This is a genomic window from Atopobiaceae bacterium (assembly GCA_022483015.1).
GTDB lineage: Bacteria > Actinomycetota > Coriobacteriia > Coriobacteriales > Atopobiaceae > JALCUE01.
This window is the reverse complement of record JAKVOB010000001.1, coordinates 1,345,681-1,365,833: the sequence shown is the minus strand read 5'-3', so window position 1 is coordinate 1,365,833 and position 20,153 is coordinate 1,345,681. Positions and strand designations below refer to the sequence as shown.

Below are 20,153 nucleotides of genomic sequence, written 5' to 3'. Positions count from 1 at the left end.
GAAAGGGTGATTACCGCCGGGCATGCTCACGCTCGTACTCTGCCGTGACCTCGAGCTCCCACTCACGCCTGTGGCCCTTGACCACGGTGTCGAGGATGAGCCCGCACATGAAGAGCAGGCACGCGAGCCCCACGAGTGCCACGGCCACGATGGCGGTGGGAAGTCGCGGCACGAGATGGGTCACGTTGAACTCCACGACGACAGGGATGCCCACAATGAGTCCAATGACCAGGAAGATGGCCGCGAGCAGGCTGAAGAAGCCGAGCGGCTTGTAGTCCTTGAAGAGCGTCGCGATCATGCCGAGGACCTTGAGGCCATCCGAGAAGGTGTTGAGCTTGGAGACCGACCCCTCGGGACGGTCCCGGTAGTCGATGGGCACCTGGGCGATGCGCCAGCGCTTGTCGATGGCATGGATGGAGAGCTCCGTCTCGATCTCGAAGGCCGGCGAGAGAACGGGGAGCGTCTTCACGAACACCTTGTTGAACGCACGGTAGCCCGTCATCACATCGGTGAGCTCCATGCCATAGAGCACGCCGATGAGCCATCGTACGAGGTTGTTGCCGAAGCCGTGGAACGCGCGGTCGTTCTCTTTGCCATAGGTGCCGTTCGAGAGGCGGTCGCCCACCACGGTATCGGCCGTTCCGTCCTCGAGCGGTTGCAGGAGGTTCGTCACCTCGTCGGCCGGATAGGTGTCGTCCCCGTCGACCATGACGTAGTAGTCGGCATCGATGTCACGGAACATCTGACGCACCACGTTGCCCTTGCCTTGGCGGGGCTCGGAGCGCACGATGGCCCCATGCTCGCGTGCGATGGAGGCGGTGTCATCCGACGAGTTGTTGTCGTAGACGTAGATGTCGGCCTCCGGCAGCTCGGCGCGGAAGTCATCAACGACCTTGCCCACCGTGAGCGCCTCGTTGTAGCAGGGTATCAGGACGGCTATGTGCTCTTGGCTCACGGCTTGCATGGGACTCCTCGGACGCGTGGTCACAACTTGGCCTATGGTACCAGCAGCGTCAACGTTTGCCCTTGGCATGGGTATCATCACACAGCATGCCCGCACCCCCGAGGAAGGCTTCCGACCATGGCCGCGCAGCTTCTCGACCTTGCACTCATCCTGCTCGTCTGCCTCGCATGTCCCTATCTGGCGAGCCTCATCCCCGGACGACCCGTTCCCGAGGTCGTGTTCCTGGTGTTTGCCGGGGCCATCCTCGGGCCCATGGGCGTCGGCATCGTGAGCACGGACGCCCCGTCGATCCAGATGCTCTCCCAGCTCGGCATGGCCTTCCTCTTCCTCATGGCAGGCTACGAGCTCGACCCGCAGCAGCTCACCGGGCCCATGGGCAGGCACGCCTGCCTGGCTTGGGCAGTCTCGCTCGCAGCCGCACTCCTCATCACGCCCTTCCTGCCCCTCTCGGGCCTCACGGACGTCGGCACGCTCGCCTTCGCCATCGCGATGACCACCACGGCCTACGGCACCCTTGCGCCCATCATGCGCGACCGCGCCCTCACCGGCACCCCCGTAGGCGAGGCCGTCACCGTCTACGGGGCCATAGGCGAGCTGCTTCCCGTCATCGCCATGGCCTTCCTGCTCTCCTCACGGTCGTGGTGGCTCACCGCGGTCATCCTCGGGGCCTTCCTGCTCATCTGCCTTCGCATCGCGAAGATGCCCGACCGGGCGAGAAGGACCGGATCGAAGGTCCTGGCGTTCCTGCGCGACAACGCCGAGACGGTCTCGCAGGCGACGGTGCGCGTCACGGTAGCCTTGCTCGTGACCCTCGTCGCGATCTCGGCGCTGTTCGACCTTGACGTGGTGCTCGGTGCCTTCGCAGCCGGCTTCATCCTCCGACATGCCGCGCCCGAGGGAGACCACGTCCTTGAGACCAAGCTCGACGCCATAGCCTACGGCTTCCTGGTTCCCGTCTTCTTCTTCGTCTCTGGTGCGTCCGTCGACCTCACGGCGGCCTTTGCCAACCCGCTGCTACTCGTAGGGTTCATGGGGCTGCTCCTGCTGGTAAGGGCCCTACCGGTGGGCATATCGCTCAGGCTCTGCCCCGAGACGAGGGGCCTCACCGTCGCTGAGCGCCTCTCGTGCTCGATCTACTGTTCCATGGCCCTGCCCCTCATCGTCGCCATCACGAGCGTCGCCACCGAGTCGGGCGCCATGAGCGATGACATGGCGTCCGTCCTTGTCATGGCCGGCGCCTGCACGGTGCTGGTGGTTCCGTGGTCACATCGCTCTTCCGCGTGGTGTCATCGGCCCATCCTGTCGAGGCGATGGAGCAGATCACCCACGAGCCCTCGCACATGACGACCATCCTCCACGACCATGTCCACTCGGCCCATACCACCAGCGAGGTCTTCCATAGGCTGCGCGACGAGGCCGACCAGGGCGGGACGTCCCTCTCGTCAACCGACTTCCTCGCCCACGCATCGGCACGCCGCGCCATGGCACATCGCATTGCCACGCGCGCCGACAAGGCAAGCGGGACGTCCCAGACGCCAGACGCCGAGCGGGGCGGGCAGGACCACGCGAAGTAGGGTAGATTGCCTACAAGTGGCGGCGTCACGGGATGCCGCCTGTCGACAGGAGGCAACACATGCTGTACCTCGGTAACTTCAGCTACAACGACGACAAGGACGATGCCGAGAACTACTGCCTCATGCCGGCCGTGGTCGAGGCCCCCTCCCCCGAGGACGCCATGGATGCCTTCGCACGGATGATGCGCGAGCTCCGCGCGAACTCGGACCTCCTCGATGGCGCCGGCGAGGTCTACCTCGACTCCCTGGTCGAGCTCGAGGCCGCGCCCACCAAGGCGCTCCTCGTGCAGTGGCAGAAGATCGTCCCGTCCGAGGATGGCCTCTGCTCGATCCTCTCCGCGCTTCCCACGGCACCCGGGCGTGACGTGGCAGAGGCGTTCGGCGTCTATGGCGATGACGACGACGACTCCGAGGACGTCGAGGCAGACACGGACGAGGATCTTGACGGCGACGCGTGCGGTGACGAGCCCATCGAGGCCGAGGAGGTACCGTTCCTCTCGTTCGACGAGGAATAGGGTCGATAGCCGACACATGGGCCAGGCCCGCGCATCATGGCCTCGAGGCCCGAGGGACATGACCTGCCAAAAGTGGGACCCGCAGCGCCTGATGAGGGCTGCCTGCGGGTCCCCCTTTTGGCAGGCAGCCGCACATCAACACGAGACCGCCCGTCGAAGGGACTGGGCGAGCATATCCGGCACACCCCACCGAAGGACGCTAGGCAGCCTTCGCAGCGACGTGACCTATCTGGGGTCGCTTGGTCCTCTGCGCCCACACCAGGACGACGGCACCTATCACCACGAGCGGCAGGCTCAGCACCTGTCCCATGGTGATGGGACCCCAAAGGTAGCCGAGCTGCGCATCAGGGACGCGCACGAACTCGATGAGTATGCGGAACACCCCGTAGAGCAGGATGAACGTACCGAAGAAGGTACCCTGGGGGCGCGGAGGCGCCTTACGCGAGAGCGCATAGAGCACGACGAACATGACGACACCCTCGAGAAGTGCCTCATAGAGTTGCGAGGGGTGACGCGGGATGCCGCCTCCCGACTCGAAGCAGACGGCCCAGGGAAGGTTGCAAGGCTTTCCCCAGAGCTCGCCGTTCACGAAGTTGGCGCACCGCACGAAGAAGATCCCCGGACACGCCGCGATGACCCCGAGGTCGCAGACCGTCGGGATGGAGATGTGCAGGGAACGGCAGGCGATCGAACCACCGACGACGGCTCCGACGAGCCCCCCATGGAAGCTCATCCCTCCGTCATAGGTGGCGAACACCTCGAGAGGATGCGCCAGGTAGTAGCCGTCGCCATAGAAGAGCACGTAGCCGAGCCGCGCGCCGATGATGACGCCGAAGGCAAGGCCGATGACGATGGAGAGAATGTCGTCAGGCGTGATGTCGAGCTTCCAGCGCCGTGAGATGCGCCAGATGAGGAGCCCGCCCACCACGAAGCCCAGGAGGTATCCGATGCCGTACCAACGCACCGAGAGAGGACCCACGGTGAAGGCCACGGGGTCCAAGGACTGATAGATGTCGTTGAGGGTCATACGCCGCTACTCGGACAGGGCCCTGGAGGCGGTGGCACCGCGCTGGCCCTGATAGTGGCTCCCCAGCTCCTTCGAACCATAGGGGTGGTCGACCGGCGAGGTCATACGCTCGAAGGACATCTGCCCGATGCGCATGCCAGGGTGCAGCATGATGGGAAGGGTGGCGACGTTGGAGAGCTCGAGGGTGAGCTCGCCGTCCCAGCCGGGGTCGACATAGCCGGCGGTGGAATGAATCATGAGGCCGAGGCGTCCCAGCGTCGACTTGCCTTCGAGCTTGCCGAGGATGTCATCGGGGATGACGATGCGCTCCAACGTGGTACCGAGGGCGAACTGGCCCGGCTGGAGCATGAAGGTACCGCCCTGCTCCACGTCGATGGCCTCCGTCAGGTTCGGCTGCATGTCGAGCGGGTCGATGTAAGCAGTGGCGGCACCCCGGAAGATACGGAAGTTTCCCCCGAGCCTGACGTCGACCGACGCAGGCTGGACGTTAGTCTCATCGTATGGGTCTATGACAAGACGACCCAAGGCGATCTCCGCCTTGATGTCGTGGTCTGAGAGAACCATGTGACCTACCCCCTCGATTCCTCGAGCCTATGCCAAGGCCTGCACGCGCGTGACGCCCGGCACATGCTCCTTGAGCACACGCTCGATGCCCATCGAGAGGGTCATCTGGCTCATAGGGCACCCTGCGCAGGCACCCGAGAGCTCAACGGAGACGACACCCTGCTCGTCCACGCCCACGAGCGTGACATCGCCACCATCAGCCTGAAGGCTCGGGCGGACCGCATCGATCACACGCGCGAGCAGGTGCTCGTCGACCTTGACGGGCGCATCTGAAACGACCTCATCAGGGGTGTTGGTCTCGTCTGGCATGGAACGTCCTTTCGGTAGGGCGCATACGAGCGCCGAGTTCTTCTCGGGTCACATGGTACCCAATATGGGAGCCTTGTCACCCCCTGATCGTTACCTGTGAACCGACTAGGACGTCATCCGTCATCCGAGCGGCTTGGGATTGCTACGAAAGAACCCCATGCGAGGGCCGCCCGAAGGCAGCCCTCGCATGTCATGCCAAAGACCTGACGACCACGAACGGCTAGATGTGCCGATAGTAGAGTGGCGCCCCATCAAGAGTGGTCCTGTAGAAACTGTAGCCGGGATGAAAATGCGCCATCTCCGGATCGTAGAGATAGGACGAACCGCCCTCATTTATCTCAGTCCACCCATGAGCGGCCCAACCGCTACTACCAAGGACCTGGCCGGAGACGGCGTGGGCATCGTAGCCGCAGGCCCTAGCAAGCCAGCACATGACAGAGGCCCACCGATAGCAGTTTCCTGACCTGTTGTTGATCATCTCGATGGCATAGGGAATCGACCAGCTCTGCCAAGAGCCGCCTGGATACTCATTCTCGACCGTGTAGGAGAATGAGTCCCTGACGTATGAATAGCAGTTCCAGAGGCTGAAGCCGGTCGAGTTGGCGATGATGTTTGCAAGCTTCCTGTCGAGGTCGTCATTACCCGACAAGGTCGCACGAGCCACCTTGCCATCGTTGTCAGCAACGGTGACGTACCCGTCACGGATGAACCTCGAGTTACGAAGTACATAGCCCGAGCCGGTACCGTAGAAGTTCGAGCCGCTCACGGTGAACCAGCCGGTCCTTGCGCCCTTGTAGTCGCTCCAGGCGTTGACCATGTAGTAGCGCTGCGGCGTGCCCCCGTCGTAGGCGCCGGTCACGAGCCAGCCCGACTGGGTCGCCAGCTTGCCCTCGTTGTCGGCCAGGAGCACGGTGGAGCCCCAGCCCATCTTGCCGCGCATGACGTAGCCTGCGCCGCCGACGCCGAAGCAGCGGCCGTAGCCGGCCACCGAGAAGAAGCCGGAGCACGCGCCGTGGTCGGAGGCGCTCACGTAGTAGCGCTGGAGGCCGGAGCCGTAGTTCTGAACGACCCAGCCGGTGCGCGTGCCCCAGGCGAGGCGCCCGTCGTTGTTCGCGACGTAGACCCTGCCGGCGCCCGTGTCGTACGCGCCGCGGGCCACGTATCCCGCGGGGGTGGTGTAGTGGGCCCAGCCTGCCGCGGAGTAGCCGGTGACGCAGCCGTGCTTGGCGGCGGTCACGTAGTAGCGCTGGAGGCCCTGGCCGTAGGCGGAGCTCACGTGCCAGCCCTCGGAGGTCGCCAGGCGGCCGTCGTTGTCGGCCAGGTAGGTGACGGTGCCCGAGGTGAGGTGGCCGCGCAGGACGTAGCCCGCGGAGGTCGTGTAGTGGGCCCAGCCTGCCGCGGAGTAGCCGGTGACGCAGCCGTGCTTGGCGGCGGTCACGTAGTAGCGCTGGAGGCCCTGGCCGTAGGCGGAGCTCACGTGCCAGCCCTCGGAGGTCGCCAGGCGGCCGTCGTTGTCGGCCAGGTAGGTGACGGTGCCGGAGGTGAGGTGGCCGCGCAGGACGTAGCCGGCGGAGGTGGCGTAGGCCCAGTACCCCGCGCCCTCGGAGGGCGAGACGAGCCTGGAGGCGGCCACGGAGCCGCCGGAGAGCCAGTAGCGCTGGAGCCCCTGGCCGAAGGCGGACGTCACGAGCCAGCCGGAGGCCTGGACGCGGCCGTCGTTGTCGGCGATGCGCCTCGCGCCGTCGGCGCAGGTCGCGGCACCGCGCAGGACGTAGCCCGCGGGGGTGGTGTAGTGGGCCCAGCCTGCCGTGGAGTAGCCGGTGACGCAGCCGTGCTTGGCGGCGGTCACGTAGTAGCGCTGGAGGCCCTGGCCGTAGGCGGAGCTCACGTGCCAGCCCTCGGAGGTCGCCAGGCGGCCGTCGTTGTCCGCCAGGTAGGTGACGGTGCCCGAGGTGAGGTGGCCGCGCAGGACGTAGCCGGCGGAGGTGGTGTAGTGGGCGTAGCCGTCGGCCGAGTAGCCGTCGGTGCAGCCGTGCTTGGTCGAGTCCACGTAGTAGCGCTGGAGGCCCTGGCCGTAGGCGGAGCTCACGTGCCAGCCGGGCGACTCGAGCCTGCCGTCGTTGTCTGCCAGGTAGGTGACGCCGCCCTCCGTGTAGCGGCCGCGCACGACGTAGCCGTACCTGGTGGCGTAGGCCCAGTACCCGGCCTCGGAGGCCTTGACCAGCTCGGAGGACGCGAGGGCCTTGGTCGTGGTGTCGAGCCAGTAGCGCTGGAGGCCGTAGGTCTTGAAGGTGGAGTTGACGACCCAGCCGGAGGCACGGGAGCCGGAGGCGTCGTAGTAGTACCAGCGCGAGCCCTCCTGGACCCACTGGTCCCTGTACGCCTGCGTGGTGACGGTGGTGGCCTCGGTGGTGGTCGCCTGGGTGGTGGCCTTGTCGGGGGTAGTGGCCTTCTCCGACGTGGTGGCCTTGTCGGCCGTGGTGGCGTCAGGGGTCGTCGCCTTGTCGGGGGTGGTCGGCGTGGTGGCATCGGCGTCAGGCGTCGTCGCCTCGTCAGGTGTGGTGGCGTCCGGCGTGGTCGCGGTGTCGGGCGTGGTGGCGTCCGGCGTGGTCGGGGTGTCGGGCGTGGTGGCGTCCGGCGTGGTCGGGGTGGTTGCCGTGTCGGGTGTGGTGGCCACATCCGACGTACCGGTTGTGACCGTAGCCTGCGTCAAGACGGCAGACGTGCTCTGGGTCGACGCAAGGGCTGCTGGCTCGTCCTTCTCGGTCGTGGCATATGCCGAGACCGGGGCCAGGACCAGAGCGGCTGCCATGAGAAGCGAGAGCCCGACACCCCTCCTCGACCAGGAATTCGATACGACGTTCTTCATTGTTCCCCCATCTTGCCCATTATCTCTATCCGTTAGCTCTCATTCGCGTCCTACCAGCTATTTGAGAACCACATCTGGAGCGCACTGGTCCTCGGACTGCGAAGGGGCGCTGCTTGATGATCCAGATGAGCTCGACCCCGAGGAACTGGAGCCAGTAGACTTTGAGCCCGAGGAGCTTGACGAGCTCGACCCCGAGGAGGACTTGGACTTCGCAGCCTGTGCCGCCTGCTCGGCCTCCGCATCGGCCTCGGCCTGGGCGTCAGCCGCAGCCTGGGACTCAGCCGCAGCCTGTGCCTCCGCGTCGGCCTGCGCTTGGGCAGCCGCCGCGTCCGCGGCCTGCTTCTTTGCCACCGCAGCATCCTTGGTCGAGGCAGACGTGCCGTCAGTGGCCTCATAGTCGACATAGGCGACGCCGGTGTCGGCATCCGTGAGGAACGTCATCGAGGCCACCTGCGCAAGCGGCACGGCCTCGAAGGTGTCGACCGTGCCATCCGCCAGCGTGAGGGATAGATCGTAGGTGACTGACGTGTCAGTGGAGGCAGGGGCATAGTAGAGATGGTCCTCCTCCCCTGCCGCATACGAGACCCCAGATGCGATCATCGAGACCGGATAGGCCTCGTCAGTCGAAGCCTTCACGCTCAACGCCGTGACATCCGCACCGAGGCCATTCGTGATGATGACGTCGAGGGACCCATCGGCCTCCGTGCCTATGCAGGGACGTGTGTCCTCTACGGTCGTTGCCGCCTGCTCGGTTGAGGCGCCCGTTGTGGATGAGCACCCTCCAAGGAAGGCAGCCCCTCCGAGGACCATGCATCCCGAGATTCCCACAGCGAGGACGTTCCTTGCGACAGTATGCATATTCGCTACTCCCCAGACTAGAGCGTGACATCATAGATGCAGGTCAGAGATGTTCCTGAACCGATGAGTACATCAACTTTCAGATTCTCTGTTGATTCTAGCACATCACTTGAAAGGTATGCCCTATACCCATCGTCGGTCTTCTCCTCCGCCCCCGTGGCACTCGAGGCCGAATCGGCATCCCCGGCGGTCTCGTCTCCGGTCGAGACGCGATATGCCTCATAGGTCCTCGAGGTACCATCGGGGGACGTCAGGCGGAGATACACGTTCTCGCCGTAGGCCTCGCATGCATCGTCATAGGTACCCTGCAGGACGTAGTACGGACCGTTCTGCGAGACGTCCAACGTCGTCTCCGAGCAGACCGTCCGCAGGACCGACAGGCCCTGGCGCTCAGGTGCCGGAACATATGCAGGATCCGAAGCGAACGAGGAGAGATGACGTTCCGTGCGCTCGATGACCACAAGGTCAGGCTCGTCCTCCATGCCGCCTGCGATGTCATAGGGAACCCGCTTGCTGAAGGTGGCGTCGGCGTAGTTCGCCGCCATGAACGGAAGCAATGCGTTGCCGAAGGAATCACGGAACATGAGTAGCCTGCCGTTGGCGCCCCTCACGTCCGAGGACGTGGTGATGAACCCGTCCGTGACGTCAGAGGCATCGTTGGTGTAACTCCAGTCGCTCGCCGCCTCCCAGGAGGGTTGCGACTCCGCCGTCGCCGAAAGCGGCGTCAGCATCTCATCTATGTCTCCGACATGGGTGTCGTCCGTGCCCTTTGCCGCGTTCGCATAGGTCTCATGGGACGTCCCGGCAGCATCGAGGATGGCGTTGTAGGCAACGAGGGCGCCGGCATTCGTCCAGTGCGAGTCGCGCTCGAAGTAGAGCGTCCCACCCGCTGCCGAGAGCGCCGACGAGAGGTCGACGTAGCTCACGCCCTCCGCCGACAGGGCAGGCACGAGGCGGTCGAGGTTGGACTGCCCCTCCCCGGCGACCTCGTAGTAGGGCATGTTCTGTGGGTAGAGGGTGCTCTTGTCGGGAGGCACGACCACGATGAGGCTCGAGCCCTGCGACTCGACATACTCTTGGGCCAGGGACAGGTTGTGGGCCGCGTTCCTGATGCCATGGTCTGTCATGAGATGCGTGCACTGATAGTCCTTGAGCGTGCCCGCATAATAGAGCCAGCCGCCGTCCCCGACGACCACGTTGTCCGTCGCTGACGTGCCGAAGAGCGTCTTCTTGATGGTCGCATCGAGGTCGACGAGCTCGTTCCTGAATGCGAAGTGGTCATCGAACCAGTCCCCTGCCTCGGAGAGGTACTCGAGGTTAGGAGAGCCATCGTCGGAGGTGAGAGAAGGCCAGGCGGCAAGGTCCTTCTTCTCGGCGGAGGTCGTCGTCATCGCGAAGGACATGCATACGAACGGTATGGCAAGGATCAGGATCCCAGCCGCGACGAACATGCATGGCCCGATACGACGGCGCCTCGAAGCACCCGCCTCGGGCCGGGTGGAACCTATCGTCGACCTGTTCCTCTCATGCACCCCGCATCACCCCTAGAACCTGAAATAGATGAATGGATTATACGTTCCACTCGAAAGGCTCACGAGGCAGAGGCCCAGCAGGAGCAACGCGCCGACATACGAGAGGAAACGTGCCCGGGGAGCCAGCCTGGGGCGGGTCGAGAGCCAGGACGAGATGCGACCCCTGAGTGGGGTGCAGGCCAGCATGGCGACGACGAAGGTGCAGATGAAGAGCGGGGTGAGCTTGTCCATGAGGATGACCATCGACGAGCTCGTGAGGTCCCACGCCGTGAACATCTGGACGATGACGGCACCAGCCTGCGAGAGCGTGTCGCAACGGAACACGACGAAGGCGAGCGTGACGACGAGAAGCACGTACACATGGCCGAGCGCCCTCGGGAGGCGTCGGGACGGAAGGACCTCCTCGAGCAGGGAGAAGCCTCCGTGTATGAGACCCCACACCACGAAGGTCCAGCTTGCGCCATGCCAGAGGCCACAGAGGAAGAAGACGACGACCTTGTTGAGGCCCGTGCGCAGCCTCCCTTTCCTGTTGCCGCCAAGGGGGATGTAGAGATATTCCTTGAACCAGGTGGAAAGGCTGATATGCCAGCGACGCCAGAACTCCTTTATCGAGCACGAGACGTATGGGTAGTCGAAGTTCTCCTTGAAGGTGAACCCGAACATGTGGCCGAGGCCGATGGCCATGTCGGAGTACGCCGAGAAGTCGAAGTAGATCTGCATGAGGTAGGCGACCGCCGCGAGCCAGGCCGCCGGGGCGTTCAGGGCATCCGGCGACTGGGAGAAGAGCGCGTCGGCGACCGATCCCATGGCATTTGCTATGAGCACCTTCTTGCCCAGGCCGACGCAGAAGCGCCTGAACCCACGCGCCACCTCGTCCACGTCAAGCGAGCGCAAGGAGATCTGCTGCTCGATGTCATGGTACTTGACGATAGGGCCGGCAACGAGCTGCGGGAAGAAGGCCACATAGAGCAGGACATGGGGGTAGGAGCGCTGGGGCTCCACGTCGCCACGATAGACGTCGATCACATACGAGAGGGCCTGGAACGTGTAGAAGGAGATGCCGAGCGGGAGGGCGATGGAGGGGTCCGGGACAGAGAGCCCCGTGAGCGCATCGAACGTCTCCACGAGCATGCCCGCGTACTTGAACACCGCGAGCGCCCCGAGGTTCGCGACCACCGCCATGACGAGAAGGGCCTTCCGATGTCTGCCCACGCCGACGGGGCCGATGACCATGCCGAACGCATAGTTCACGACAGTGCTCGCCACGAGCAGCAGGACATAGACCGGCTCGCCATAGGCGTAGAACACGATGCTCGCGATGATGAGCAGGGCGTTCTTGGAGCGCATCCCCGGCATGGCGAGATAGGCGAGAAACGTCATAGGCAGGAACACGCAGAGGAACGACAGGGAGCTGAAGACCATGAGCTACCTCATAACAGACTGAATACCATCTTCGCCTGCCACATGATACCCTTTGCCAGCACGAGGGAACGGAGCCGTCAAGAAGGGGCGTCTCACCCGATGCCCATGAAGAGGTGCCCCGAGGTGGCTCCCTGGGCGCGCGGGGCCGGGTGCCTTCCCTGCCTCGCGGCCGCAAGCGCGCGCACCAGCCGCTCCACGGCCGAGGCCGCCTCACGCTCGTCGAGGAGCGTCGCATCGACCGCAAGGCGCGAGACCCCCGCCGAGACGAGCTCGCCCACCTGGGGCGTCACGTCAAGCGGGTAGGCGTCGTAGATGCGAGAGCGGCCCTCGAGGTCGCCTCGCACCGGCAGCAGGCGACCGTCACGCCCACGGAGCGACAGACGCCGCGAGCGCAGGGCACAGTGGGCGCAGTCATGAATGCAGGCATCGGCGGCCTGGAACACGCAGTGCTCGCTCGTCATGACGCGTGGGCGACCCGAGACCACCAGACCGACCGGGACGGCGGCATGCGGCGCGAGGCACGCGATCTCTGCCAGGGTGAGCTCAGGAGAGAGCCAGACGCCCGTCGCGCCGGCGCCTTCAAGGGTCGCGAGGCAGACCGCATTGTGCACGGGTATGCAGCCACGTACCTCGCAGAGCGCACCCCGTTCGTGCGCAAGGGAGAGCTCGCTCACGTTGCCGGCGGCACAGGCCAGGCCAGGACGTACCCAGCGGTCGAGACGTGCGTGGTCGGGCTCGCGGCAGACCTCGTCGAGCAGGGGGATGCAGCCATCAGGCCAGACGCCTTCGGCAAGCTCGTCAACGGGCACGTAGATGCGCGTGGCACCAGCAGAGGCCGTGGCCTCGACCGCGGCGGGCGTCGTCACGAGCGCACACACCTCCACGGCATCGAAGGTGTCCGGGCCCGCAGTCGCACCGGTCGGACGGCCCCCCTCGACCGAGACGACCACACCGCCAAGGGCCTCCGGCACGGCGGCAAGGGCCTTCGCTCGAGCCTCGTACGGCGCGAGCAGCGCCTCCTCGAGCGCGTCACATGCCTGGGCACGCACCTTGTGCACGGCCGAGAAGGACATGCCGCAGCCCTCGTCCATCTCGACCTCGAAGCCGACCGCCTCGAAGGGGGTCGAGCCCATGCGCCCCACATGTTCCACCAGGTCCTCACGGGTGACCGCTCTCGTGCGTGCCGCCTCGACCACGAGGCCCTCGGCCGATGACGTCACAGGACCGGCATCGCGACGCCCGGGAAGGGCCGTGACCTCGACGCCGAACGGCTGTCCCAGGCGCGCGACGATGCGCACCCGCACCGGACGCCTGCGCGGGACCTCCTGCTTGAGGGCGGCATCGGCAGCGGCCAGCGCCCCCGCGCTCCTGATCGCGCGGACGGGGCACCCCCTGGGCATCGGGCGGGCCACGATGACCTGCAGGACCTCGCCAGCGGCAGCATCCTTGGGTGCCTTGCAGGTGAGGAAGGCATCGGGGTCGGCATCCTCGCGGAGCTCGAGCAGGTCGCCCTCCCCCACTGGTTGGGAGAGCCTGATGCGCGCAGTGGCGTCGGGGCGCGCCTGGCGGTCCTTGGGCCGTACGAACCCACGAGGGACCACGCCCGACTCGAGCACCTCGCCCACGAGCTGGCCGCGGTTGTTCGACCGGGCATAGCTCATGAGCTCGTCACCAGAGCGACCATGCAGGTATGCATCGGTGAAGTCGCGGTTGAACGACCGCTTGAGGGTACGGGCCCGCTCGTCCCTCTCGACGGCTGACGGCACGCGGCCGCATGCCAGCTCGTCGAGCGTCGCCCGATAGGTCGATATGACGGAGTAGACGTAGTCAGGGGCCTTCATGCGCCCTTCGACCTTGAGCGACCCCACGCCCGAGGCGGCCATGTCCGCGAGGTCATCGATGGTGCAGGCATCCTTGGGACAGAGGGGGCGCGTACGTCCGGGAGCGGCCACGACCTCGCCGCGCTCGTCGACCAGGTCGTAGGGGAGGCGGCATGGCTGCGCGCAGAGGCCCCGGTTCGCCGAACGTCCCCCCGCCATGCTCGAGAGCAGGCATACGCCGGAGTAGCAGTAGCAGAGGGCGCCATGGCCAAAGACCTCGAGCTCGACCCCCTCGCGTGAGATCGTCCCGACCTCCTTCAGCGAGAGCTCCCTCGAGAGGGTGACGCGTCGGACGCCGAAGGTGTCACGGCACCAGGCGACGCCACGAGCGTCATGTACGTTTGCTTGCGTGGACACGTGGCACTCGAGCTCGGACCATGTCGCACGGACAGCCGCGAGCAGACCCCAGTCCTGGATGATGAACGCATCGGCGCCGAGCGTGGCCGCCCTCCTCACGAGTGCGAGCGCCGCCTCGAGCTCATCGCCGCGCACGACCACGTTCACCGTCACATAGACCCGGGCGCCCGCGAGATGGGCTGCGCGACAGGCCGCCGAGAAGGACTCGTCGTCGAAGTTATGGGCCCCCCTGCGTGCGTTGAGGTCATTGCCGAGGCCGCAGTAGATGGCGTCCGCCCCGGCCGCAAGCGCGGCCATGAACGGCCCAGGGCCTCCTGCAGGAGCCAGGAGCTCGGGCATCATGGTGCCGGGCTCCGCGTCAGACGGACAGGGCATCCCTACACGAGCCTGACGAACTTGCGCTTGCCTACCTGGATGGTGGCACCGTCGAGACCCGCAGGGTCGACGTTGTAGGCCTTGGGAGCGACCTTCTCGCCGTTGACCTTCACTCCGCCGCCGTCGATGAGCCGCCTGCCCTCGCCCGCCGACTTGGCGAGCCCAGCCTCGGACAGGAGCTTTGCCAGGTAGACGGTGCCGTCATCGCCAGCCGTGAGGTCCGCGGCGAACTCGGGGATGTCGTCGGGGGTCTCATGCTCCTTGAACTGGCGCATGAAGGCCTCCTCGGCCTCGGCACCGGTGCCCTCGCCGTGATAGAGGTCGCAGATGTTGCGAGCGAGAGCGTGCTTGAGCTCGTAGGGATCGGCGGAACCGTCGGCCAGGGCCGCATCGATCCGGTCGACCTCCTCGACGGGGAGCGTCGAGGCGAGCCGGTAGTACTTGCCGATCATCGCGTCCGGGATGGACATGAGCTTGCCGAACATGTCTGACGGCTCGTCGGTGAGACCCACGTAGTTCCCGTAGCTCTTGGACATCTTGCGCGTGCCGTCCGTGCCCTCGAGCAGGGGCATGGTGAGCGCCACCTGGGGCTCCATGTCCATCTTGCCCATGAGCTCACGGCCTGCGAGCAGGTTGAAGAGTTGGTCGGTACCACCCATCTCGACGTCGGCATGCACCATGACGGAGTCGTAGGCCTGCATCACGGGATAGAGGAACTCGTGCAGGGCGATGGGGGTCTGGCTCTGGTAGCGCTTCGTGAAGTCGTCACGCTCGAGGATGCGGGCCACCGTGAACTTGCTGCAGAGCTCGAGCAGGCCCTTGAGGTCGAGCGAGAGGATCCAGTCACCGTTGTGCACGATCCGGGTCTTCTCGGGGTCGAGGATCTTCATGGCCTGGCTCACATAGGTGGCGGCGTTGGCCTCGACCTGCTCCTGCGTGAGTTGCGGACGCGTCGTGTTCTTACCGGACGGGTCACCGATGAGCGCCGTCCCGTTGCCGATGATGAGACAGACCTGGTGCCCCAGGTCCTGGAACTGGCGCATCTTGCGCAGGGGCACGGCATGTCCCAGGTGGAGGTCAGGGCTCGTGGGGTCGACCCCCAGCTTGATGGTGAGCGGGGTGCCCTTGGCGAGCTTCTTCCTGAGCTCGGCCTCGGGAATGATCTGGGCAGCGCCCGAGCTGATGACTCGCATCTGTTCATCGACGGAAAGCAAGAATCTGTCCCCCTAGGGAGTCGTTGGTATGTTCACAGGGTAGCGCAATCACATGCCGTGAGGCATCAGTCGAGCTCCTCCGCGACGATATAGCGCGGGCGATGCTTGCACTCCAGATAGATCCGCCCCACGTACTCGCCGACCACGCCGAGCGAGAGCATGACAAGGCCGCCCACGAGCCAGACCGAGACGATGAGGCTCGTCCAGCCCGAGACGACATGGCCCATCACCATGCTCACGAGGGCGTATATGAGGACCAGGATGGAGATGCCCACCGCGATGGCCCCCAGTGCCGTGACCATGCGGATGGGTTTGATCGAGAAGGACGTGATGCCCTCGACGGCAAAGGCGACCATCTTGGAGAGCGGATACTTGGACTCCCCCGCGAAGCGCGCACCGCGTCGGTAGTAGACCTTGGCGGTCCGGAAGCCGAGCGAGGGCACGATGCCGCGCAGAAACAGGTTGACCTCGCCGTACTGCGAGAGCGCCTCGAGGGCACGCGCATCCATGAGACGGTAGTCGGCCGAGTCCGAGACGGTCTCCGCACCGAGCCAGCGCATGAGCCCATAGAACATCTCTGCGGTGCGGCGCTTGAAGCCGGTGTCGGTGTCCCGGTTGTTCCTCACGCCGTAGACGATGTCCGCGCCCGCAAGGTGCTCGTCCACCATGCCGTCGATGGCGTCGACGTCGTCCTGGAGGTCGGCATCGAGCGATACGGCGGCATCGCAGCCGCGCTCGAGGGCGCACATGAGACCGGCGTAGAGGGCATTCTGGTGTCCCCTGTTGTGGGCGAACGAGATGCCCGAGAAGAGCTGTCCGTTGGCGGGGTCGTCGTGGAAGCCGGTGATGAGGCGCCAGGTGGCGTCCTTGGAGCCGTCGTCGACGAAGAGGACGCGGCTCCGGGGCGAGACCTTCCCGGCCCCCTCGAGCGCATGGACCTTCTCGGAGAGGCGCCGCGCGGTCTCGGGAAGGACCTCCTCCTCGTCATAGCAAGGGACGACCACATAGAGCACGGGGGCGTCAGACCTGCCAGCATCGGTCGCATCCCGTTTCATGGTTTCCATCAGCTTGCCCTCCTCGAGAGATGTCCGCGGACCCATGATACCCAACCGGCCGACCGGTCGCGCCCATCGAGGCGGCCCATGACCGAGGCCAGCCCCATCGCCGCCAGAGGGAGCAGGACCAGCACGAACGGGAACGCATAGACGCTCTTGGCCTCCCAGAGCAGGTAGCAGCCGAACCCGGTGAAGAAGCAGGAGGGAAGGAGCAGTTGCTCGCTGGGAAGGGCCGCGAGTGCCGCACGAGGCCCGGCCCCATCGCGGGCAAGGCCGGCCGCAGGCTCGCCCTCCTGGCGCTCGACAGCGCGCGCCGAACGAAGCCCCCGCCACATCCCCAGGAGGCAGACGAGGGCCCCCGCATAGACCAGGAGCTGCCATCCGTCGAGCACGAAGGTCGAACCCTCGCAGAGCACGCCCAGGGGGGCCGAGGTGTCCACCGGATTGAAGCGGCCGCCCTCCGGATGCTCGCACATGGACGAGTAGTAGAGCGACTGGTAGGTAGGCTCGCTCCAGAGGCTTGCCAGCTTGCTCCAGAAGAACCAGGCGAAGTACGAGGGGCTCGAGGTGAGACGCGCGGCATCGTCAGAGAGGCATTCGCTCGCCGTGGCATCCTGCGCATCCGCGTCCCCGCCCGTGGCCTCCCACACGTCGTTGGCGTGCGAGCTCCACCCTCCTGGGCTCACCGTGGCCACCCCGTCGTCATAGGTGGTCGTGAACTCGTGCATGTCGTCGCGTAGGCCGAGCTCGAGATGGTTGAGGGTCGTCATGCCGTTCGAGGTGTCGATGCCCGTGTCGGCCGTGAAGGCGGCGGCGGGAAGTCCCGACACCGCATCAGCGACGAGAAGGACGGCGATGCTGCAGGCGAGACCACCCACGGCGCCAAGACCATGCTCCCGCACGGCAGCCACGACCCAGCATATGAGCGCCCCGATCCCGAAGAGCACGAACGTCGACTTGAAGACGAGGCAGACGCAGAGCGGGGCCACCGAGGCCGAGGCCCATGCGATGCGCCTGGTCCCCCGTGCCTTGAGCGCCAGGGCCTGCATCAGGAGGAACACGAGGCCGAAGGCCATCCCGATGGCGTTACCGTAGACGAAGGCACACAGCCACCAGAGGGGAAGGCACAGCGCCACCAGCGCCAGCAGGAGCCGCCGCGCGCGCACGTCGGACACGAGCACGCGGCCCAGGCCTATGAGCGCGAGTGCCGAGACCTCGTTGGCCACGATGTTCAGGAGCTGCATGACGAGATGCCAGGCCTCCCCGAAGGTCTGGAACGCCCAGAGGTAGTAATAGAAGAGGCCGCACTGGAAGGGGTAGCACCCGAAGTACAGACGCGGGTCATGGAGGATGTCACGCCAGACGCCCGTGTCGAGCGAAGCGAGCCCGTCGCTCGCCGCCCGCTTGGCGAAGGCCGAGACCATCCAGACGTCTCCCCAGTCACAGAACCCCGTGCGGACCAGGCAGACCCACAGGACCTGCAGGCCAAGGGCCACCACCAGCACGACTGCCACAGCGGCGCGGCCGTCGAGCAGCGACGAGCCACACCAGACCAGGCGCAGCAGGCCGAACACGCAGACGAGCCCGGCGATCCCCCCAAGCAGGAGGAGCCAGCTCGAGGGAGAGGCCACGGTGAAGATGCCCATGTTCTGCGTGAGCTGACCATCCGTGCTCTCGAGGAGCCAGACGGTGGTCGTGGCCGAAAGCACCACCAGGAAGCCGGCGATCATGAGCAGGACGCAGAGCAGCACCTGCGCAAGGACGTCGCCGACTCGACCGAGCGACCTCAGGGATGCCCTCACGAGGAGGAGCCCGTGGCCGTCGCGGTGGCATGGACCCCTATGACCGACTTCAGGCCGTACCATTGCGCGAGCCGGTAGTTTATGTAGTTGCCCATGTTGTCACGCACGTCGCCCATGAAGAGGACCTTCGGCGCATCGGTGTAGAACGTCACGTCCACCTCGGCGTCAGCCGCGTCCTCCGCCTCGGAGGCGGTCTGGAGCTGGTCGAGGCGAGCCGTGACCTGCCGGTCATACTCGACGGCCTGACCGCTCATGAGGGAGCGGGCCGCCGAGACGGACGTGAGGGTCTCGCCAGACTTCTCGTCGGTGGAGAGGGCGCACACCACGAGCACGAAGACGAGCGCCACGAGCCCGCAGGCCCGAGCGGCATTCCTGGCCGAGAGGACGCAGGCATCGGCACGCGGGACAGGCGGCGGGCAGACGACCATGACGGGGCCCTCCGCGAGCTCGCGCCTATGACGGACCACCCACCCGCACCACCAGAAGAGGTTGACCATCACGAGGATGACGAAGAGGTCGAACCGCGCGTTCTGGACACGCCCCGGCCCCACCGTCCCCATCGACCAGAACGTGGGCGTGAAGCTCGTGCCGAGGACCGCGAGGGAGACGACGCTCACCAGGCCCGGGAGTGGGTAGCGCAGGCCAGAGGCCGCACGACCCGAGACGGCCCGCACGGCGAGCGGCAGCACGAAGAGCGCGGCAAGGACCACGAGCGCCTGGGTCCACTCGGAGAGATAGGTGAACGCCGCCCAGAAGGACTTGACGATGGTGTCGACGACGCCCGCGCCCGCATCAGGGAACTGCGTCTGCTGGCGGACCGAGTTGCCCGGCGCCACCATCGAGACCGTCACCCCGAGCACGAGGCCGGCAAACGCCGGGAACACGTCGACGGACCTACGGCTGCGCATATGGAGCAGCCAAGCGAGCAGGGCCACCCCGAACTCGAGGGCCACGAGGGCGTCCACGAAGTTGCCACCGGCGATGAAGACGGCAAGCACGCAGGCCCATGCATCCAGCCCGCGGCAGCGCCCCTGGCGCGCCGGGTGCACGACCTTCAGGAGCACGCCGATGAGGACGAGGAGGGCCGCATGGTAGACGGTGTAATAGACGGCCGAGTTAAACCAGTAGAGGCCCTCGACCGGGCTGGGCTGGAGCAGGAGCGTGACCACCAGGATGGCACACGAGACCGAGACCCAGATGCTCCGGGGGGCATGCAGATAGTCGACCAGGAGGACGCGCGCGAAGTAGAACGTCCCTGCGACCAGGCAGCCGATGACGATCGGGGCGGCCAGGACATACCACTGCTCGCCGAAGACGCTGGGTTCGAGTGCCATGAGGAAGATCGCCGAGTAGGTGCCCTGCCACTCCATCCATGCCTTGCCGACCTGCTCCGCCGCGACCCCGATGGCGACGAGGATGTTGCCGCCCGTCTCCTGGAGGGAGAGGTGGGCCCATACGCCATAGTGCCAGTCATCCGCATATGAGTGGTTATAGGCCGAGATGACCAGCAGGGGCACCAGCGTGACCACGAGTGCGGCGACCGAGCCGACGGCCACCATGGTCATGGGCTCCCACCTGCGCCGCCTCACGGTCCTTTCAGCCGATTCCCTCGTCTGGCTCAGCGCCATATGCCTGCTCCCCCTCGACTCGCATCGGTCCTCTCGGACCACCATACAACCAGTGTAGGGCACGAATGACGCGCACCCGAGAAGGACCGCAAGACTGCAAGGGTTGTGAACGTGGCGTACGCACTTGTCCCAAATGGGCCCCAGACGCAATCCCGGCCTCCCCGGCCGGGCCGTTTGGTCAATAATGGTCGGGACTCTCAAGGAGGCC

16 protein-coding genes are annotated in these 20,153 nt (G+C 65.8%); 3 read left to right on the top strand and 13 right to left on the bottom strand.

Annotated elements, in window-relative coordinates:
* Positions 1-10: 10 nt before the first annotated feature.
* Complete coding sequence (locus LKE50_05770) at positions 11-955, bottom strand: glycosyltransferase family 2 protein (GenBank protein MCH3968115.1); 945 nt, start codon at positions 953-955, stop codon at positions 11-13.
* Between the two features lie 126 nt (positions 956-1,081).
* Between LKE50_05770 and LKE50_05765 the strand changes: the two genes are divergently transcribed.
* From LKE50_05765 to LKE50_05755, 3 genes are read left to right on the top strand one after another with little or no spacing between them, the layout of a single operon-like run.
* On the top strand, positions 1,082-2,308 hold the full coding sequence (locus tag LKE50_05765) for a cation:proton antiporter (GenBank protein ID MCH3968114.1): 1,227 nt from the start codon (positions 1,082-1,084) through the stop codon (positions 2,306-2,308).
* Positions 2,275-2,538, top strand: coding sequence for a hypothetical protein (locus LKE50_05760; GenBank protein ID MCH3968113.1), 264 nt, complete (start codon positions 2,275-2,277; stop codon positions 2,536-2,538). Before LKE50_05765 ends, LKE50_05760 begins: the two co-directional genes overlap by 34 nt.
* Before the next feature lie 59 nt (positions 2,539-2,597).
* Positions 2,598-3,053 carry a hypothetical protein gene (locus LKE50_05755; protein ID MCH3968112.1) on the top strand — a complete coding sequence of 152 codons (456 nt, stop codon included), beginning with the start codon at positions 2,598-2,600 and terminating at the stop codon, positions 3,051-3,053.
* Positions 3,054-3,252: 199 nt separating this feature from the next.
* On the opposite strand, the gene lgt is transcribed toward LKE50_05755, so the two are convergent.
* The 12 genes from lgt to LKE50_05695 form a co-directional block, all read right to left on the bottom strand.
* A complete protein-coding gene (gene lgt / locus LKE50_05750; GenBank protein MCH3968111.1) occupies positions 3,253-4,080 on the bottom strand; it encodes a prolipoprotein diacylglyceryl transferase in 828 nt (275 codons plus the stop codon).
* Positions 4,081-4,086: 6 nt separating this feature from the next.
* Positions 4,087-4,644: a dCTP deaminase gene (gene dcd, locus LKE50_05745; protein ID MCH3968110.1), complete on the bottom strand. Its 558-nt coding sequence runs from the start codon at positions 4,642-4,644 to the stop codon at positions 4,087-4,089.
* A gap of 27 nt (positions 4,645-4,671) precedes the next feature.
* The gene (locus tag LKE50_05740) at positions 4,672-4,953 is read right to left on the bottom strand and encodes a NifU family protein (GenBank protein MCH3968109.1); all 282 of its coding nucleotides are present in this window, start codon (positions 4,951-4,953) and stop codon (positions 4,672-4,674) included.
* Positions 4,954-5,173: 220 nt separating this feature from the next.
* Positions 5,174-5,770: a transglutaminase-like domain-containing protein gene (locus LKE50_05735; GenBank protein MCH3968108.1), complete on the bottom strand. Its 597-nt coding sequence runs from the start codon at positions 5,768-5,770 to the stop codon at positions 5,174-5,176.
* 2,109 nt (positions 5,771-7,879) lie between these two features.
* Complete coding sequence (locus LKE50_05730; protein MCH3968107.1) at positions 7,880-8,680, bottom strand: hypothetical protein; 801 nt, start codon at positions 8,678-8,680, stop codon at positions 7,880-7,882.
* 17 nt (positions 8,681-8,697) lie between these two features.
* The gene (locus LKE50_05725; GenBank protein MCH3968106.1) at positions 8,698-10,131 is read right to left on the bottom strand and encodes a hypothetical protein; all 1,434 of its coding nucleotides are present in this window, start codon (positions 10,129-10,131) and stop codon (positions 8,698-8,700) included.
* Positions 10,132-10,224: 93 nt separating this feature from the next.
* A complete protein-coding gene (locus LKE50_05720) occupies positions 10,225-11,634 on the bottom strand; it encodes a hypothetical protein (GenBank protein ID MCH3968105.1) in 1,410 nt (469 codons plus the stop codon).
* A 92-nt stretch (positions 11,635-11,726) separates the two neighbouring features.
* Entirely contained in the window at positions 11,727-14,210 is a 2,484-nt protein-coding gene (locus tag LKE50_05715) for a U32 family peptidase (protein ID MCH3968104.1), read from the bottom strand.
* 38 nt (positions 14,211-14,248) lie between these two features.
* Complete coding sequence (gene tyrS, locus LKE50_05710; protein ID MCH3968103.1) at positions 14,249-15,460, bottom strand: tyrosine--tRNA ligase; 1,212 nt, start codon at positions 15,458-15,460, stop codon at positions 14,249-14,251.
* A gap of 65 nt (positions 15,461-15,525) precedes the next feature.
* Positions 15,526-16,524 (bottom strand): glycosyltransferase family 2 protein, encoded by a 999-nt coding sequence (locus tag LKE50_05705; GenBank protein MCH3968102.1) that lies wholly within the window; start codon positions 16,522-16,524, stop codon positions 15,526-15,528.
* Positions 16,524-18,317 carry a hypothetical protein gene (locus LKE50_05700; GenBank protein ID MCH3968101.1) on the bottom strand — a complete coding sequence of 598 codons (1,794 nt, stop codon included), beginning with the start codon at positions 18,315-18,317 and terminating at the stop codon, positions 16,524-16,526. Before LKE50_05700 ends, LKE50_05705 begins: the two co-directional genes overlap by 1 nt.
* Positions 18,314-19,945 carry a hypothetical protein gene (locus LKE50_05695; GenBank protein MCH3968100.1) on the bottom strand — a complete coding sequence of 544 codons (1,632 nt, stop codon included), beginning with the start codon at positions 19,943-19,945 and terminating at the stop codon, positions 18,314-18,316. The genes LKE50_05700 and LKE50_05695 overlap by 4 nt, the downstream gene beginning before the upstream one ends.
* Positions 19,946-20,153: the final 208 nt, after the last annotated feature.

Coding starts and splice junctions, on each gene's coding strand:
- LKE50_05765 (MCH3968114.1), top strand. CDS start 1,082: ATGGCCGCGCAGCTTCTCGACCTTGCACTCATCCTGCTCGTCTGCCTC.
- LKE50_05760 (MCH3968113.1), top strand. CDS start 2,275: ATGGAGCAGATCACCCACGAGCCCTCGCACATGACGACCATCCTCCAC.
- LKE50_05755 (MCH3968112.1), top strand. CDS start 2,598: ATGCTGTACCTCGGTAACTTCAGCTACAACGACGACAAGGACGATGCC.
- lgt (MCH3968111.1), bottom strand. CDS start 4,080: ATGACCCTCAACGACATCTATCAGTCCTTGGACCCCGTGGCCTTCACC.
- dcd (MCH3968110.1), bottom strand. CDS start 4,644: ATGGTTCTCTCAGACCACGACATCAAGGCGGAGATCGCCTTGGGTCGT.
- LKE50_05740 (MCH3968109.1), bottom strand. CDS start 4,953: ATGCCAGACGAGACCAACACCCCTGATGAGGTCGTTTCAGATGCGCCC.
- LKE50_05735 (MCH3968108.1), bottom strand. CDS start 5,770: ATGGTCAACGCCTGGAGCGACTACAAGGGCGCAAGGACCGGCTGGTTC.
- LKE50_05730 (MCH3968107.1), bottom strand. CDS start 8,680: ATGCATACTGTCGCAAGGAACGTCCTCGCTGTGGGAATCTCGGGATGC.
- LKE50_05725 (MCH3968106.1), bottom strand. CDS start 10,131: ATGTTCGTCGCGGCTGGGATCCTGATCCTTGCCATACCGTTCGTATGC.
- LKE50_05720 (MCH3968105.1), bottom strand. CDS start 11,634: ATGGTCTTCAGCTCCCTGTCGTTCCTCTGCGTGTTCCTGCCTATGACG.
- LKE50_05715 (MCH3968104.1), bottom strand. CDS start 14,210: ATGCCCGAGCTCCTGGCTCCTGCAGGAGGCCCTGGGCCGTTCATGGCC.
- LKE50_05705 (MCH3968102.1), bottom strand. CDS start 16,524: ATGGAAACCATGAAACGGGATGCGACCGATGCTGGCAGGTCTGACGCC.
- LKE50_05695 (MCH3968100.1), bottom strand. CDS start 19,945: ATGGCGCTGAGCCAGACGAGGGAATCGGCTGAAAGGACCGTGAGGCGG.